Source organism: Microcoleus sp. POL10_C6 (assembly GCF_036701585.1).
Taxonomy (GTDB): Bacteria; Cyanobacteriota; Cyanobacteriia; order Cyanobacteriales; family Microcoleaceae; genus Microcoleus.
Genome location: NZ_JAUBRB010000019.1, coordinates 18,642 through 33,421 on the forward strand (window position 1 = coordinate 18,642; position 14,780 = coordinate 33,421).

General features: G+C 45.4%; 16 protein-coding genes and 1 pseudogene. 8 read left to right on the forward strand and 9 right to left on the reverse strand.

Going from position 1 to position 14,780, the window contains the following annotated elements; genetic code table 11:
- Positions 1–146: 146 nt before the first annotated feature.
- Together QUA34_RS12815 and QUA34_RS12820 are read left to right on the forward strand one after the other, a co-directional pair.
- Positions 147–1,586 carry a hypothetical protein gene (locus QUA34_RS12815; protein ID WP_333327959.1) on the forward strand — a complete coding sequence of 480 codons (1,440 nt, stop codon included), beginning with the start codon at positions 147–149 and terminating at the stop codon, positions 1,584–1,586.
- 63 nt (positions 1,587–1,649) lie between these two features.
- Entirely contained in the window at positions 1,650–2,843 is a 1,194-nt protein-coding gene (locus QUA34_RS12820; protein WP_333387007.1) for a hypothetical protein, read from the forward strand.
- 73 nt (positions 2,844–2,916) lie between these two features.
- Here QUA34_RS12820 and QUA34_RS12825 read toward each other — a convergent pair whose 3' ends face one another.
- Complete coding sequence (locus QUA34_RS12825; protein ID WP_333387009.1) at positions 2,917–3,171, reverse strand: DUF433 domain-containing protein; 255 nt, start codon at positions 3,169–3,171, stop codon at positions 2,917–2,919.
- Between the two features lie 471 nt (positions 3,172–3,642).
- Between QUA34_RS12825 and QUA34_RS12830 the strand changes: the two genes are divergently transcribed.
- Entirely contained in the window at positions 3,643–3,984 is a 342-nt protein-coding gene (locus QUA34_RS12830; protein WP_333209081.1) for a hypothetical protein, read from the forward strand.
- Positions 3,985–4,127: 143 nt separating this feature from the next.
- Here the strand turns inward: QUA34_RS12830 and QUA34_RS12835 are convergent, their stop codons facing one another.
- Positions 4,128–4,520, reverse strand: coding sequence for a DUF4189 domain-containing protein (locus QUA34_RS12835; RefSeq protein WP_333387011.1), 393 nt, complete (start codon positions 4,518–4,520; stop codon positions 4,128–4,130).
- 152 nt (positions 4,521–4,672) lie between these two features.
- Between QUA34_RS12835 and QUA34_RS12840 the strand changes: the two genes are divergently transcribed.
- The 4 genes from QUA34_RS12840 to QUA34_RS12855 all read left to right on the forward strand — a co-directional run bounded on the left by QUA34_RS12840 (position 4,673) and on the right by QUA34_RS12855 (position 7,397).
- Positions 4,673–5,500 (forward strand): hypothetical protein, encoded by an 828-nt coding sequence (locus QUA34_RS12840; protein WP_333387013.1) that lies wholly within the window; start codon positions 4,673–4,675, stop codon positions 5,498–5,500.
- A gap of 61 nt (positions 5,501–5,561) precedes the next feature.
- A complete protein-coding gene (locus tag QUA34_RS12845; protein ID WP_333327977.1) occupies positions 5,562–6,200 on the forward strand; it encodes a ThiF family adenylyltransferase in 639 nt (212 codons plus the stop codon).
- 130 nt (positions 6,201–6,330) lie between these two features.
- On the forward strand, positions 6,331–6,687 hold the full coding sequence (locus tag QUA34_RS12850) for a peptidoglycan-binding domain-containing protein (protein WP_333387015.1): 357 nt from the start codon (positions 6,331–6,333) through the stop codon (positions 6,685–6,687).
- A gap of 143 nt (positions 6,688–6,830) precedes the next feature.
- On the forward strand, positions 6,831–7,397 hold the full coding sequence (locus QUA34_RS12855; RefSeq protein ID WP_333387018.1) for a DUF924 family protein: 567 nt from the start codon (positions 6,831–6,833) through the stop codon (positions 7,395–7,397).
- Between the two features lie 210 nt (positions 7,398–7,607).
- On the opposite strand, the gene QUA34_RS12860 is transcribed toward QUA34_RS12855, so the two are convergent.
- Positions 7,608–8,954, reverse strand: a complete 1,347-nt coding sequence (locus tag QUA34_RS12860; protein ID WP_333387020.1) for a sorbosone dehydrogenase family protein — start codon at positions 8,952–8,954, stop codon at positions 7,608–7,610.
- Positions 8,955–9,267: 313 nt separating this feature from the next.
- Positions 9,268–9,768, reverse strand: a complete 501-nt coding sequence (locus QUA34_RS12865; protein WP_333387022.1) for an autotransporter — start codon at positions 9,766–9,768, stop codon at positions 9,268–9,270.
- A 670-nt stretch (positions 9,769–10,438) separates the two neighbouring features.
- Between QUA34_RS12865 and QUA34_RS12870 the strand changes: the two genes are divergently transcribed.
- Complete coding sequence (locus tag QUA34_RS12870) at positions 10,439–11,074, forward strand: L,D-transpeptidase (protein WP_333387024.1); 636 nt, start codon at positions 10,439–10,441, stop codon at positions 11,072–11,074.
- Between the two features lie 194 nt (positions 11,075–11,268).
- Here the strand turns inward: QUA34_RS12870 and QUA34_RS12875 are convergent, their stop codons facing one another.
- From QUA34_RS12875 to QUA34_RS12895, 5 genes and pseudogenes are all read right to left on the reverse strand, one after another.
- Positions 11,269–13,137, reverse strand: coding sequence for a tetratricopeptide repeat protein (locus tag QUA34_RS12875; protein ID WP_333387026.1), 1,869 nt, complete (start codon positions 13,135–13,137; stop codon positions 11,269–11,271).
- Positions 13,138–13,209: 72 nt separating this feature from the next.
- A complete protein-coding gene (locus QUA34_RS12880) occupies positions 13,210–14,004 on the reverse strand; it encodes a Uma2 family endonuclease (RefSeq protein WP_333327993.1) in 795 nt (264 codons plus the stop codon).
- A gap of 4 nt (positions 14,005–14,008) precedes the next feature.
- On the reverse strand, positions 14,009–14,197 hold the full coding sequence (locus QUA34_RS12885) for a hypothetical protein (RefSeq protein WP_333327995.1): 189 nt from the start codon (positions 14,195–14,197) through the stop codon (positions 14,009–14,011).
- 31 nt (positions 14,198–14,228) lie between these two features.
- Complete coding sequence (locus QUA34_RS12890) at positions 14,229–14,453, reverse strand: hypothetical protein (protein ID WP_333387028.1); 225 nt, start codon at positions 14,451–14,453, stop codon at positions 14,229–14,231.
- Positions 14,414–14,780: pseudogene (locus QUA34_RS12895) on the reverse strand (HEAT repeat domain-containing protein); the annotation flags it as partial. The gene QUA34_RS12890 and the pseudogene QUA34_RS12895, both read right to left, overlap by 40 nt.

The window sequence follows — 14,780 nt, forward strand, 5'->3', positions numbered from 1 at the left end:
GTTTAGCCATAGGTTTACTAAAAAAAGCTCCCCAAACTTGCGCGGTGATTTTTAAATTTCACTCGCTAGCGTGCAACAACTGCCAACCACCGATTTTGAATACTTCTCAAATCCAAAATCCAAAATCGAATAGGAAGGTAACACCAATGAATATGAATACAGCAGAGCGCGATTTACGTTTGGAAATGCTCAACAGTCTGCTCACCACTCCTCACCGTGTATTAGAAAAAGTAGCAGAAATTCACAAGTTAATAATCGAATTAGACCCCATTTTTTACGGTCATTTAGCAGTGTGGTATCAACGTCACGGCGACGTGCGCGATCACAAGGAAGTTTTTGCCGGAAATTTGCTGACTTCGGCGCTGACGGAACACCGAGATGCCGGTTTTATGATGCTGCAAGAGTTCCCTCCCTACGAGGTTTCGCGGATTGTGGACTTTATGAAGCGGCACCAGAATAAGTTGCCCCGCAGCGCGCGCACTGCTGTCACTCGCTATCTGAAATCGCGGGAAAAGAATCCGCAGTTTTTTGATCGCGCGGCCATCCGCAACCGCAAGGCGATGAAGCATTTGTACGCAACGCTGCACGTCAAGCCGAGCGATCGCGCTAACGCTATTCTGTTTAAAGACAATCCGCCGGAAGACTCTCTGGCATTCGTTTTGAAGCAGTTAGCAAAGGCGGCGACACCTGCGGAACAGGCGAATTTGATTGTTGAGTACAAGATTCCGTATACGATCGCAGTTGGTGCGATCAAACAGCTAACGCCAACGGTTTTGGCGGCGCTGATTAACTCGATGTCCCCGCAGGAAGTCATCAACAATTTGAAATCGATTCAGTCTCGCGGCGCGATGGATCACGCGGAAGTCAAGCAGTTGATTGACTCGAAGCTGGATGAAGCGGCAAAGTGCGATCGGGTTTCTGCTTACAAAGCGAGTGTTGCGGGTGCGGGCGCGAACTTCGACGCAGCAACGGCGGCGAAGCTGGAAGCGGTGACAAACGAACAGGTGAAGAAGCGCGGCAAGATTGCGAAAGCAACCGGTTTGTTGATTGACAAGTCTGGTTCGATGGAAAGTGCGATCGAAGTTGGGAAGCGTCTCGCTGCTTTGATTTCCGGCATTTCCGACGCTGAACTGTTCGTTTATGCCTTTGACACGATGCCGTATCCAGTGCAAGCAAATGGCAGCGAATTGACAGACTGGGAACGCGCTTTCAAGCACATTCGCAGTGGCGGCGGCACAAGTTGCGGTTGCGCGGTAGAAGCAATGCGAATTAAAAAGCAGGTTGTCGAGCAATTCATTATCGTAACAGATGAAGGCGAAAACACTGCACCTTATTTTGCAGATGCTTATCAGAATTACTGTCGCAGTTTGGGGGTAAATCCTGATGTTGTGATTGTGCGAGTTGGTGCTTGGTGCGAATATGTCCAGAAGCAATTGAAGGACAAACAAGTATCGGTAGAAACCTTTACGTTTGCGGGTGATTATTACTCCTTGCCGAATTTAGTGCCGATGTTGAGCCGTCCTTCGCGACTGGAATTGTTGATGGAAATTCTGGATACGTCGCTGCCTGTGAGGGATGACAAGTGATATAATTGGGCATGGCTCGTGAGTTAAACTGGCGGGCAATGCTCACTTTATGGGATAGCTACTGTGCCCTACCTCAAAGCAAAACATCTATCAACCCAAGGTAAAAGGTTGAATGAGAGGGTAAAAACTGCTAATCGCAAGTTAATTTATATTGGTGGTGAAATCAGGTTTCAATCCGAGATGGATTTGGAAGATTATATAGATGAGAAATTTGATGAAATATTTCCATCGCTAATTAAAATCAAAAGACAGCATACTGTAAAAATGCAGCGATGCGATTTATTGTGCTGTACCAAATCCGAAAAGCAGCCGATAATTATTGAGTTAAAAAATGAAGAAGATCGAGGATTAGTTTCGCAGCTAACTCGGTATCGTAAAGCTATTGTCACCAATAAATGCTTTGATGATAAAATAGACTATTCCTTGCCAGTTAAAATGATAGCGATCGCACCGAGTTTTCACGCTGATAATTACACAGACAAAGAAGCTTCAAAATTTGAAGAAGATTTTTGTTTTTGGGAATTTGCTGTACAAAATCATCAGAATTCAGGTCAATTTAAACTATTAAGTCAAATTTATGAAATTTCTTACCCTGTATTTGGGTTGCCAGAAATCTCTCCTAATTTAGATCGTAGCAGTTTACCTCCTTTTACTTGCAATTTTGTAGGTAGGCTCCCACCAGACTATCATACAGATTTTCTGAAGTTGCGAACTTTGCTTTTGTCTCAGCCAAAAGTAAAAGAAATGGTTAGTACCACTTACAGAAAAATATTGTATGGAACTGGGGATGGAGTGAATCACAAAAAAGTGGCCGAAATAACTAACACTACTAACGGAATCGTTTTATTTCTTTGGTTGCCAACAGCCGTTAATAAAAATATCAAAACACCGATAACTAGATTTGGATTTGTTTTGAAAAAAGTAGGCAACCCTTTTTCTGCAAATTCTTCTATAGAATGGGTTGTTTGTACCAAAGATACTATTAACTTAAAAGAGCAACCTCAACCTAATACATTTTCAGGAATGACTAGGCATGGAATGTTAAAATGGTGTAAACCTAATATGTACTTGACGCAAGCTGCACTAGGTTATAATCATAATACTTTTTTCTTACTTTTGTATTTCCTTAAAGGAATTACTCCACCTATTGATAGCACTACTAGGGAATGGTGGGAAATTTACCAAAAGGAGACAGACTTTAATTTAGGATGGTTTATAGATTTAGCTATCAAAACCTGGAATTATCGCGTCAAGTAGAACTTTTATATACGGAGACATTCAGCAGCAAACGAAAAACAGCCCGCAATCCTTCAGGTGTTAGCATTGTAAATTATTCTCTAGTTTGAGCGATAATTGCTTGTAATTCTGGATTAGCGATGGATGAGACTAACTGGGAATCCGCAGCAGCTAAAGCAGCGCGTAACTTTTCCGAAGTCAGTGCGGGATATTTTTCTAACACCTGCTGTTGAGTCCATCCCGCAGCAAAGAGCCCTAGCAAAAATTCTACAGATAATCGAGTTTCTGGTGCTGCTGGTTGATTTGTGGAAGCTTTCGGGTTTGGATGAATGAGCTTTCGCCAGTCCATTGTTTTACTTAAACGATTGGGGAAGATTTCGCTGATTATACTGCATTTGGACACAGTAGAAACACGGGCATCGTTGACTGACTTTGTAACAGTGCCACCGTAGGTCATACCATTTTAGATTTTAGATTTTAGATTTTAGATTGGGAATCACTGATGAATTAAGGGTTTGAAGCTTGGCTAGAGTCGCATTTTTTGGGAACTGGTGTCATTTCGCGATTTTGCGATTAAATTGTTATTACGATCGCAGTACAGCACTTTCTTATAGACTAGAGTAATGGGGTAGCGAGGGGGCGATCGCCCTTTTTCCTTTTGTCCGTTTCAATACCAAACCGCGTTAGCGAAAGCGTTGCGATCCGAAAGAAAGCCCGCCCCTACGGGGGCTACGCCAACGAAGAGGAGCGCACTAAATCTCAACCCACGGTTCAACGAACTGTGCAACCCACAATACAACTACTTTAACTTCTTAAAACTATGGGAAAAAAGTCGAAAGCCAAAAAATCCCAGGTCAAAAAATCCAGTTTGCTTTGCACCAGACTGCAAGAAGCTCTCGATCGAGGCAGCAAAGTTTGGATTAAAACAAATAATAGCAGTTTTGGCGGCATCCCGATTAATTTGTTCGCCGACTTTGTGGAACTTTTGGTGATAGTTCCCCCTAACGAACAGGCGGAAAATATCGACGCTTACGGACAAGTTACGTGGCTGATTCGACTCTCTGATATTATTGCACTCGCTTACCCTACTGAATACTGGTCTAAAGATAGATTAGAAAGTTTGCTGCCACCAGATGCAGTTACTTCCGAAGTAGGAGATTAACTGCGTAGGGTGTGCATTGCGTACCCTAATTTTAGCTGAGTTGTATTTGGTATGGTGTGCATTGCACACCATACATTTACTATTTTTTAAGCTGTTTTAGCAGCCAACATATACACCTATTCCACCGATTTTTATCAGTTTAATTAGTTGTTGCAAGCTGAAAGCTGCACTTTACAACTGCCGCCCTCTAGTTCGCTGCAACCGGCGAGAGCTTGAGCTTCTGCTGCGGCTTGATCGTCGCCCCAGCCCGCACCGGCTCCTCCTTTGCCTACTGCGATCGCTCCACAATTATTACTATTAGATGTCAGGGGTTCGCAGTCGTTCGCACCTCCGCTTTGTTCATTGCAGACGGCTACTGCTGCGTTTAGTGCTTCTTTCTCTGTAGCATGATCCCAACTAATACCAGTGGCGTCAGAAGTCGGAGAATAAGCAGTAGCTCCATAGCTGTCCTGAGCTTTAGCTACCTGGACTGACCCCAAAATAGGAACTGTCAGAGCTGTCACTACAACCAACTTAGAAAAAAGCTTTGGCAGCATATTTACTTGAGATATTTACAAGGTTAAAATTCTATCCTCGCTCAATATTATATTAGGATATTCATTCGTGTCAAGAGTGTTTACAATTCTTTGTATTGGCTTTAATTAAAAGTGCGTTCTGTACAATAAGTAAGATTAGGGAGGTCAATCCATTGGCAGATATTCGCAGAATTCTCAGCCAACTTGCGGCCCAAGAAGGGCAGCTACTCGATACCCAATTTTTGGCGCCCTGCGTGCGCGGAGGAAGCGTACGGATAAGAGTTAGCTCAATGGTCTATACTTTTCAACCCCAGCCGCGCAAATTTGAAGGATGGGCTATTTTTAGGCCGATTAATGAGAAAATTGCTGCGGTGATTGAGGAACCGAGTTGGCCGCAAGTTGCCGAGTATTTGCAACTGCTCGTACCCGTTCGCTTGCACTTGGCTTACGTGCTGCAAGGGCAAACTTGGCTGGCTTATCCGGTTAACGAATCTGATGCTAAACAGCGCACGGGTGTTGCCAAACCCGTACCCGTGCATTTAGTAACAGAAGGTTCGCAGTTTGAGCCGATTGTTGCGCGGTGGGACGGTCATTGTTTGTGGTTTGAAGAGATTGACAGGCGCGCCGATCCGCTGCCCTCTGAGAAGTTGAAAGCAGCTTTAAAAAAGTTGATTTTGCCTCAAGATATTCGCTTTAAAGGAATGACGCCGGAAATGCGAACAGTTTACGAATGGGTGTCCCGAAATATTAAAGATTTCGATCCGAAAGTGCGGGAAGAAAAGCGCTTGCAGCGGGCGCTAAAAATGGGCGGCGGTGAATTGCGGGATTTTTGCGATCGCGAAAATTATTGGCTAGTTGAATGGACTAGCGGAACGGGAGAACACCACACTTCTGCGATCGCCAAAAATGACTTGACAGTTATGAGTGCGGGGATTTGTCTCAGCGGATTGGACAAAGACTTCGACTTGCAATCATTAGTTGGAGTAGTTGAAGATAGATAGTAAATAATGACTACTGACTACTGACTACTGACTACTGACTACTGACTACTGACTACTGACTATGAGTATATTTTTTCACGAACAACTTTACAGAAGTGCGGCAGTGATGTCGCAGATCAAAAATTTCCCGGTAACGGTGTGCGGGGCGGGTGCTTTGGGTGCGAATATTACAGAAAGTCTGGCGCGATCGGGCTTTTGTCAGTTAAAAGTCATCGATCGCGATCGCATCGAGGAACGCAACCTTTCCACTCAACCCTATTATCGATCGGACATCGGCGCATTCAAAGCCAAAATTCTCGCCAACAACCTCTACCGCGCTTTGTCCGTCAGCATTGACGCGCACTCAAAAGAATTGACACCCGCAAATGTCGATCGGCTGCTTGCCAACAGCGCCACAATCATCGATACTTTTGATAACAGTGTCGGGCGGCAAGCAGTCAAGGATTACTGTGCGAGTGTCTCCCTTCCCTGCGTGCACGTCGGATTAGCTGCCGATTACTCCGAAATAATTTGGAACCAACACTATCGGGTTCCTTCAGCGACGAATGATGACGTTTGCGATTACCCGCTGGCGCGAAACTTGGTAATCCTGACAGTTGCAGTTGCCTGCGAAGTTATTGTTACCTTTGCTGCTACCAAACAGCAACAAAATTTAACTTGCACGATCGGAGATTTTGCAGTAAAGCCACTTATATTGTAGAATGTCGGTTGACTGTTGCCAGAAACCAGGTGAATCGAGATTGGATGCCCCCATCCCAGAAACCCGGTTTCTCACCCTCAAACAATCGTCCAACTTGCAAAAAACGCTTGAGAAAATTAACAGGGAAAGTATGGTTGGATCGCAGACTTTTTATTATTTACTTGCAGTTCTGGGCTTATTAGTTTTGACTGGCGCAAATGCAGCAAACTATACAGCGGGCAGCGCAATTTGCCCCACTAATGATTGCCATGAACCAGTAGTAAGACACCATAAAAGGATTTTAAAATGTGGCTCGAAAGGGCACGATGTGAAGAAACTGCAAAAGTTGTTGAACGCGCGGGGCTTGTCCCGACACCCGATCGTAATTGATGGCGTTTTCGGTCCGACAACCGAAGATGCAGTGAAAAGATTTCAGCGGCAAGCTCATATTCCTGTAGACGGAGTTGTGGGAGGCAAAACTTGGGACAGATTGTTTGCTAGTTCGTAAATTTAAGCACTGGACAACAAAGGTTCCTAAGTCATTATTGCTAATCATTAATCGCTGTGGTTTGTAGTTGCACAGATAGCACGTTTTGTGCAACTACAGACCCAGAATATTTCATCAACAATCAATCGCGTACTAGATTGCTAATGAATGAAGTTTTAGATTTTTGGTTTGGTCGATCGAACTCTCTTGAGTTTGGCAAAGTCCACAAGAAATGGTTTGAAAAAGATGCGGATTTTGATGCAGAAGTGCGATCGGGCTTTCTCCCGCAATACGAACTAGCCGCCTCCGGTCAACTCGACTCATGGCAAGATTCCCCCGAAAACTGCCTAGCATTAATTCTACTGCTCGATCAATTCCCGCGTAATATGTTTCGCGGAACACCTCAAGCATTCGCCACAGATAGCAAAGCTTTAGCCACCGCAGAATACGCTATTAATCATAACTTTGATCGCGAATTGCTGACTGTACAAAAATGGTTTATTTATCTGCCTTTTGAACACAGCGAAAAATTAGAAAACCAGCAAAAATCTGTGGAACTATTTCGCCAACTCAGCGGCGAACCTGACAGCGATTCAGTCATTGAATACGCGCAGAAGCATTTGGAAATAATCGAACGTTTTGGGAGATTTCCCCACCGCAATGAAATTCTAGGACGCGAAACAACCCCCGAAGAAGCGGAATTTCTCAAACAACCCGGTTCTGGATTTTAAAGGGCGATCGCAAAATGTCGATCGTTCTGATATATTCGAGGTTGTAGAGGCGGTTTGAGCGCGCAATCAGAACCAACAGCAGGCAATCTGTCTACAAAACCCGCCCCAACCCAGCGAATCTCAAATTGAATAGTGAAATTATAAAAGAAGATAAATTCTTGATTCAACAAAAAGTAGACGCTGGCGAAGAATTTATTAATCCCCCCATCGTCACCCGCGATACTGCACCCGATAAATCCGGTTGTTCGCTTCCTCAGTAAACAGCAAACTCCCGTCAGGTAAAACCAGCAAACCAACAGGCCTCCCCCAAGTTTTCGGGCCAGAGGGATCTGTGAGAAAACCAGTCAGAAAATCCTCATAATAACCTTGAGGGCGTCCGTTCGCCGCATTAAAAGGTACAAACACGATTTTATAACCAGTTCCAGCGTTCCGGTTCCAACTGCCGCGAAACGCCACAAACGCCCCGTTCGAGAATCTTTTGGGAAACGTTTTGCCGTCGTAAAACTGAAGCCCCAAAGCGGCAGAGTGCGCCTGAAACAGCACGTCCGGCATTAATGTTTTAGCCGCTAAATCAGGTCGATCGCTATTGCCATTTCTGCCGTGGCGCGGGTCGAGCAAATTCGGCTTAAAATAAGTGTAAGGCCAGCCGTAAAACTCGCCTTGACGAATTCTTGTCAAGTAATCCGGCACCAAATCATCTCCCAAACCGTCGCGTTCGTTGACTGTCGTGTAGAGTTGATTGGTTTTTGGGTGAAAATCCAATCCCACCGGATTTCGCAAACCCGAAGCAAAAATTTGCTGGTTCTTGCCGTCCAAATTCATCACTTGAACAGACGCCCTCGGCAGCGGTTCGACATCGGCATTAGACTGCGATCCAACTGAGACGAAAAGCTTGCTATTGTCGGGGGAAACGACAACATTTCGCGTCCAGTGTTGGTTGTAGCCGCCGCCCGGTAAATCGGCAATTTTTTGACCAGTACCTGTCAATTGTTCCTGCCCTTTTGTGTAGGGAAATCGGCGGACTTCAGCGGTGTTTCCGAGGAAAAAATAGCGATCGGCAAAAGCCATGCCAAAGGGAATATTTAATCCGTTTTGGGCACTTGCAAAAGTTTTGCGAACCTCAGCAACCCCGTCGCCGTTGGCATCTCGCAACAGCGTAATTCGATTCTGCCGGGTTTCTGTTACCAAAACATCGCCTGTCGGCGTCACAGCTAGCCATCGGGGAGCGTCTAAATTGTCAGCAAAAACGTTGACTACAAAGCCAGGAGGCACTCGTAGGACTGGCGATGCGGGAATCGGTATTACTTGAGGAGGTTTTGAGGCGCTTTCGCTGGCTCCTGGCTGCGGCAAAGAAGTTGCAACAATACGGATTGGCTGCGGCGACAGCGGTTTGGTCGGTACAATTTGATTTGTCCCAACATTTGTCAGCGGTGCACGGGAGGGAATTTGCGACAGGGGGCCGTTGTCGCCAACAGCAGGGGCGATCACCTCTGTAGCTCGATCGCACGCAATCATCGGCAACAGCAGAATTAGCAGCAAGAAACGCAGGTAATACATAGCAGCGATTTCTCCACAATTGCTAGACAATTATATTATTCTAACTGCTATTAAACAGCGAAGCCACCGCGTGCGCGGTGACTTAATTTCGCTTACTCATACCAGTTGCAAAAAAAGAAGGCAACTGTAGGCCCGTGTTTCAAACCTTGAGCTTCATCAGTCAATCGATTTTAGATTTGCGATTTTAGATTGTTGATTGAAGAAAGCGATCCTACTAATAAATCCGGGGGGCCCGGATCAAATTGCTTGATTGTCATTGCCAATTTTCAATCGAAAATCGACAATCAAAAATCTAAAATCGTATAACCTAGGTCTACCAAAGTCCTCTCACAGGAGCCGGAGCCGGAGCCGGAGCCGGAATTGGACGGGGAGCCGGACGAGGAGCCGGAGCCGGAGCCGGACGAGGAGCCGGACGCGGTGGCGGTTCTGGAGCCGGACGCGGTGCCGGTGCTGGGGTGGCGGGACGAGCAACCGTTGTGGCTACCACCTTATAATCGGGGATCACCGCGATATTTTGGATCTGAGATCCGGCGACGGTAGCTCTGACTTTCATTCCCGGTACTAGGCCAATAATTCTCAGAACGCATCTTTGAATCCTGAGAGTCCTGTACGGCGCGCTTTCTTCGCGAATAGTTACTACATCGCCGACAATACTTTTGACAAAACCTACAATGGTTGTAGTGTTTGCTGTTGTGGTGGTCTGCGTTTGGGCTATTTGAGTTGCAGGGTTAGCCATCGCAGGATGTACTGAGACCGCCGAAATTACCACCGACAGTGTTGCACCTGTCAATAATTTGATGTTCTGAAGACGCATTGAAACCTCACATTAACTGCTATTCAGGGTCGGGTTTGCTTCCGCTGCACGAAAGTCCCAACCTCTATACCTAATCCAGTTTAATCCCCAAAGTAGGAAATTTATGACAATCTCAAAAAAAGATTATCGAACAAGTATTGAAAGACTAAATTTTACATCATAAGTTCCCGATTTACAACAAGTTCAGCGGTTTGCATCTCTAGAGTGTTGCCGTGATATATTGAGTTTATTCGATCGACCGTTGCAGTTTTTTTCCGCCCACCTAACTGTTGCTGGGGGGAACTCTACCCAAAGACAGATTGTGCTTGCCGGATACAGCAGCGCCATAGTTTGAATACTCGATCACCAGTCGGCCATTACTAAAAAATCCAATTAGTCGGAGGGAAAACTTAATCATTTTCTTGCAAGATTTACCCATAAACCGGGTTTTTTAACGACATTCTATTGCGTAACTCCACTGAGCCACTTATAAAAACCTTGTTGTTTTGGTATTATTGCCTAAGCTTTGTGTTGAGTTACAAGTTATCAGTGGTGGAATTTCAACTAAAAACTGTACAGCGCAGTTGCCGTCAAAAAGCCATCTCAAAAATTTTCTCATCAGGTGCGGTTGGCGGATAATTAGATAGGAACTTTGTAGGAAATGCTGGTGAGGAGTTTAGCGAAGAAAACAATGGTGAAGAGCAAATTTTTGTTTAACAAGTTAATTGTACTGAGCTTGAGTGCAGCCGCGCTGTCGGTCGGCCTACAGCAGCAGGCGACTGCCGAATTGGTGGCTAATTCAAGTAATAGTGCGATCGCAGCGCAGCGGCCCACATCCGAGACACAATTGCCGAATCTTGGAACCCCAGAACTGCCGCCCTTGGGAGAACCATTTCGTTATATTCCCCAGGAACCAAAGCCTGCGGTAAATCCTATTGAGGAAGTGCATTTAGTCCTGAAATTGCGAGAACGCCGCGTCTATGTTTACCGACAAAATAAGGTGCAAACCAGTTTCCCGGTTGCTGTGGGAAAAGGTGGGTGGGAAACTCCTACAGGCAATTTTAAAGTTATGCAAATGATCAAAAATCCTGTTTGGCAAAATCCTTGGACAGGAGAACTTATTCCTGCTGGGCCAGACAATCCATTAGGGAGTAGGTGGATGGGATTTTGGACGGATGGCAAGAATGTGATTGGTTTTCATGGTACTCCGAATCCAGAGTCGATCGGGGGGGCAGCTTCTCACGGTTGTGTCAGAATGTTTGACAAAGACGCACAGGCTTTATTTGAGAAAGTCGCAGTTGGCACACCGGTGATAGTTGAGCATTAGTTATTCGGAGGTTGGGGTGCATAAAAACAAATGAACAGGCAAGATGCCTGTTCCACAAAGACTTAAATTTGGTTGTGGGCTGGGCATCATGCCCGCCCATGAAAGACTTATTGATAATGCAGCTATTGGGTGAGTTAAAACTTACATTTTGCACCCCTCTCACCAACAGGCTTTTCGGCCTGTTCCACAAAGAGTTAAATAGATTGCTGATATTTTTCCAGCAACTCCGGGATGTAATCGTAGCCATCAACACCGATCGCCGGAATGATATTCGCTCGACTTTTAGCCAAAGCTTGTTTAAAAGATTCAGCCCCCATTTGACCACGCAAAATAGTCAACAAGCCAGCCGATTGACGCCACTCCATCGCACCAATTTGCTCCAGAGTATACATCCCCAAACTGCCCGCAAATATCGCTTTTTCTAGTGAGTTGATTCTGTAATAAGCTTGAGCCAAGTAAGCCAAATTCAGACCTTGCAAATATAAATCCCCTGAGAATTGGGCCGCTTGCCAACCTTTGAGCAAATATTCGATCGCAGCTTCAGCATTTTCCAGGGCAATTTTAGCGATACCGAGACTGCTGGAACAAAAAGCTTGACTTTGGCGATCGCCCAATTTTTCCGATAGCAACAAACCTTGTTCCAAATAACCGATCGCACTCTCATAAACCTCCGGTTCCACCTCCTCCAACTGCCGCGCTTGAAACACTTCGCTGTAACCCAAATTAGCCAGGGCATTTGCCTCGCCTTGCCTTTCTCCCGCTTGTCGTGCCATAATTAAAGCCCGCTGGCTGTAATTAATCGCTTCCTGATAATTTTTTTGAGCAACATAGTTGCGGCTGATGTGATTGAGATTGGCAACTTCGCAAGCTTTGTCTCCTTCGGTACGGGCAATTTCCAGCGCTTGCTTGTGCAGCAAGATCGATCGCTCGTAGGCCCCAGCCGCCTGCATCGAATAACCCAAAAGCGTCAGAATCCGAGCTTTCGCTTGAGTGCCTTCAACTCGCCGCAGCGGTTCGTCTAAATAATCCAAAGTATGCCGCAGAGCTTTACCATCAAACGAAGCAAAAATTCCCCCGTAAAGCGGAAAATATTCTCGCTGAGAAAAAGCGCGCAAAATTTGCAAAGTTACTTGAAAACAAGCATTTGCCAACTGCTCGCCGCTCTTGGTAGAATTATTAAACCCACTAGCTAGCTGACTCCAAATTACCGCAAAAGTAATGTAAGTAGAAATTGAAGCTTTTGTTGACACTTTGGAATCGTAAACTTGCTTGTCAAACCATGTCGCCAACGCCCGCTGCAAGCACTGCAAAATAATCGCCACTTCCACCAATATGCCTAAATCTAAATTCGATTGCTGGGCTGCGAATTGAACTACAGATTCACCGAGCGCAATAGTATTCAAAAGAGCCTGGGGAAAGGGACTGTTAACTTTTTTTGCCCAAAAAGCCCAAGGCCCATTTTGTTCGGGACTACCGGCAAATCCTAGCTGCTGCGGCTGATAAATCCAGCCCACAAGTTCCGGTTCCAAACGCTGCCAAGATTCTAAACCTTTGGCGATCCCGGCGGTGATTTGCTGCAAATCTTGCTCTGTTTCGGGATTGGCAGTTTGCAGCATTTGTTGGTGCAGAGATTTGGCTAATTGCTGCAATTGATCTAGAGTCAGCGGATGTTCTTTATTCGGATCAATTACTTGCAATAATGCCAAGAGGCGGGCGTTAGATTCAGCAGTAACGATTTGTTGGATAGAGGATGCAATTGCGCGATCGACGCGGTTATCTTTCTGCCAGCGTTCCCATTCTCCTTGGATGGTTTTGAGAGCTCTGAGGCTGCGATTTGCCTTTGCTTGTTTGATTTCGTCTTTTTCATTTCTGAGTTGATTTTCGGCGGCATCAAGGCGTTCGCCGAAACAGCGTTCAAAGATTTCGCCAGTACCGGTACTAATGTCTTGCACCAGCATTTGATAAACTTGTTCTTTGGAGCGAATTTGACCTTTGAGGGTGATTTCGACAATTTTGTCGATTAGGGCTAGGTAGCGATCGCGCAGTGAGGTAGAGTCTGGCATAATTTATTTTTAGTTAATAAGTTTTTATGGACAGCGCTTGCAGCTTGCACCATTTCATGCTGCTATTTAATTTTACAGCTCATCTGGATTAATGCCCATTTCTCTGAGGCGATCGGCTAAACTATTTGCCCGCTGACTTTCTGATTCGGCACGCTGACTTTCTAATTCAGCTCGCTGACTTTCTAATTCGGCTCGCTGCCTTTCAAACTCCTCTGGAGTCAGAACCCAATTGCCACTGACATCGTACCAACGCAGCCACAACCTCGAACAACCTTGATAACAACCTTCCCACAAACCTATACCTAATTCTAATTCCGGTATCCAGAATCGGGGTTCGGTTAAAACTTGTTCGCGGTAACGATTGCTAATCAAACGAAATACTCTCAGTTGATTGTTGTACCGACTAAAAACAAAGTAGTAAGGAATCTGCAAAATCTGTTCGTAAACTCGCCACTTAGTAGGCGGTTTATTTGGTGTTTCTTCTGTGATTCCTAAATCCTCATCTTCAGTTCCAGGTGATAGCAGTTCTACTACTACCAGAGGACTGACATTTTCTTGCCACATCACGTAGCTGAGGCGTAATTCGTCACCTCGATAAAATCTCGGAACCCCCAAGACGACAAACCAATCAGGTCTTTTGTACCAATTGAGATGGTTAGAATCGTAGTAGAGATTAAGGTCTGTCGCTATAAATATTTGTTCGGGCGGATGGTTTGCGGGGCGACAGGTTAAACGCAGCAGTTCAGGTTGAAAGTCGTGGAATTCGTCAGGCAAACCGGGTTCCTCCGGGTCTTCACTGGGTAAATCATACATCGTAGGGAGGACTTTTGTTTGCGAAGGCTGCGAATCCGGTACGTACATCGTCATAAGATTACCCAGGCGAGACGGCTTGAGGAGATTGAAGCGGTACGGTAATTGTAATATTATAGCGCGATGTGATTTCTTGTGGCAGAAAGTCAGTATCTTTTACACCGGGAATTTTATCGAGATAGCAATTTTTTACGGCTAACAGAAAGCCGGCGATCGCTTCTGATGAATTTTGGGAGTCGGCTACCTTCAAGAAATCTTGCCATTAACTCTCATCGTTGCCGTTAATATCTAGCAGTGTAATCGCTGCCTTTATCCTCTGTTCCGCTGCGGTTTATTTGGTTTAAATAGTGCAGTATTAACTCAAAAATAGTAGCGGGCAAATTGCCGTCTGTCGTGCCTTTTTTCTTGGCAATGAGTGGTTTGACATAGAGTTTTGCTAGCAAAACGGTGATGTTTCTGCCGCCGGCTATTTCGGTTTTAAGGTTTCGTAGATTTTGAGCAGCCACAGTGGGCGGATGCCAAAGGTTCGGAAGAGGAAAAATAAGTAAATTCCCCAGATGTAGGGACTTTTGGGAAGTGATTTGATGCAGGGGCGATTGCTTTGTTCAGCTTTGAGAGCATTGATGTATACACGGAGATTTGGGATCCTTGGTTGTGACAAATTAGCTTTAGGTTCGTCCAAAATTTTTAAGGCTGATTCTAGGTTTGATACAGCCTGATTTAACTCCGGTGAAGTTAGCGTCTTTGCTTTTTCTTGAAGGTGAAGAGCAATACTTAGCAAGACAGGGGCCGCAGGGCTACGCAGATTGGCATCGGAGTCTTTCAGCAGCGGA

Bases quoted from the DNA above. Each gene is read 5' to 3' on its own strand.
- QUA34_RS12865 (WP_333387022.1), bottom strand. From the start codon at position 9,768: ATGCGTCTTCAGAACATCAAATTATTGACAGGTGCAACACTGTCGGTG.
- QUA34_RS12825 (WP_333387009.1), bottom strand. From the start codon at position 3,171: ATGGACTGGCGAAAGCTCATTCATCCAAACCCGAAAGCTTCCACAAAT.
- QUA34_RS12880 (WP_333327993.1), bottom strand. From the start codon at position 14,004: ATGACGATGTACGTACCGGATTCGCAGCCTTCGCAAACAAAAGTCCTC.
- QUA34_RS12860 (WP_333387020.1), bottom strand. From the start codon at position 8,954: ATGTATTACCTGCGTTTCTTGCTGCTAATTCTGCTGTTGCCGATGATT.
- QUA34_RS12835 (WP_333387011.1), bottom strand. From the start codon at position 4,520: ATGCTGCCAAAGCTTTTTTCTAAGTTGGTTGTAGTGACAGCTCTGACA.
- QUA34_RS12830 (WP_333209081.1), top strand. From the start codon at position 3,643: ATGGGAAAAAAGTCGAAAGCCAAAAAATCCCAGGTCAAAAAATCCAGT.
- QUA34_RS12850 (WP_333387015.1), top strand. From the start codon at position 6,331: ATGGTTGGATCGCAGACTTTTTATTATTTACTTGCAGTTCTGGGCTTA.
- QUA34_RS12855 (WP_333387018.1), top strand. From the start codon at position 6,831: ATGAATGAAGTTTTAGATTTTTGGTTTGGTCGATCGAACTCTCTTGAG.
- QUA34_RS12845 (WP_333327977.1), top strand. From the start codon at position 5,562: ATGAGTATATTTTTTCACGAACAACTTTACAGAAGTGCGGCAGTGATG.
- QUA34_RS12815 (WP_333327959.1), top strand. From the start codon at position 147: ATGAATATGAATACAGCAGAGCGCGATTTACGTTTGGAAATGCTCAAC.
- QUA34_RS12870 (WP_333387024.1), top strand. From the start codon at position 10,439: ATGGTGAAGAGCAAATTTTTGTTTAACAAGTTAATTGTACTGAGCTTG.
- QUA34_RS12875 (WP_333387026.1), bottom strand. From the start codon at position 13,137: ATGCCAGACTCTACCTCACTGCGCGATCGCTACCTAGCCCTAATCGAC.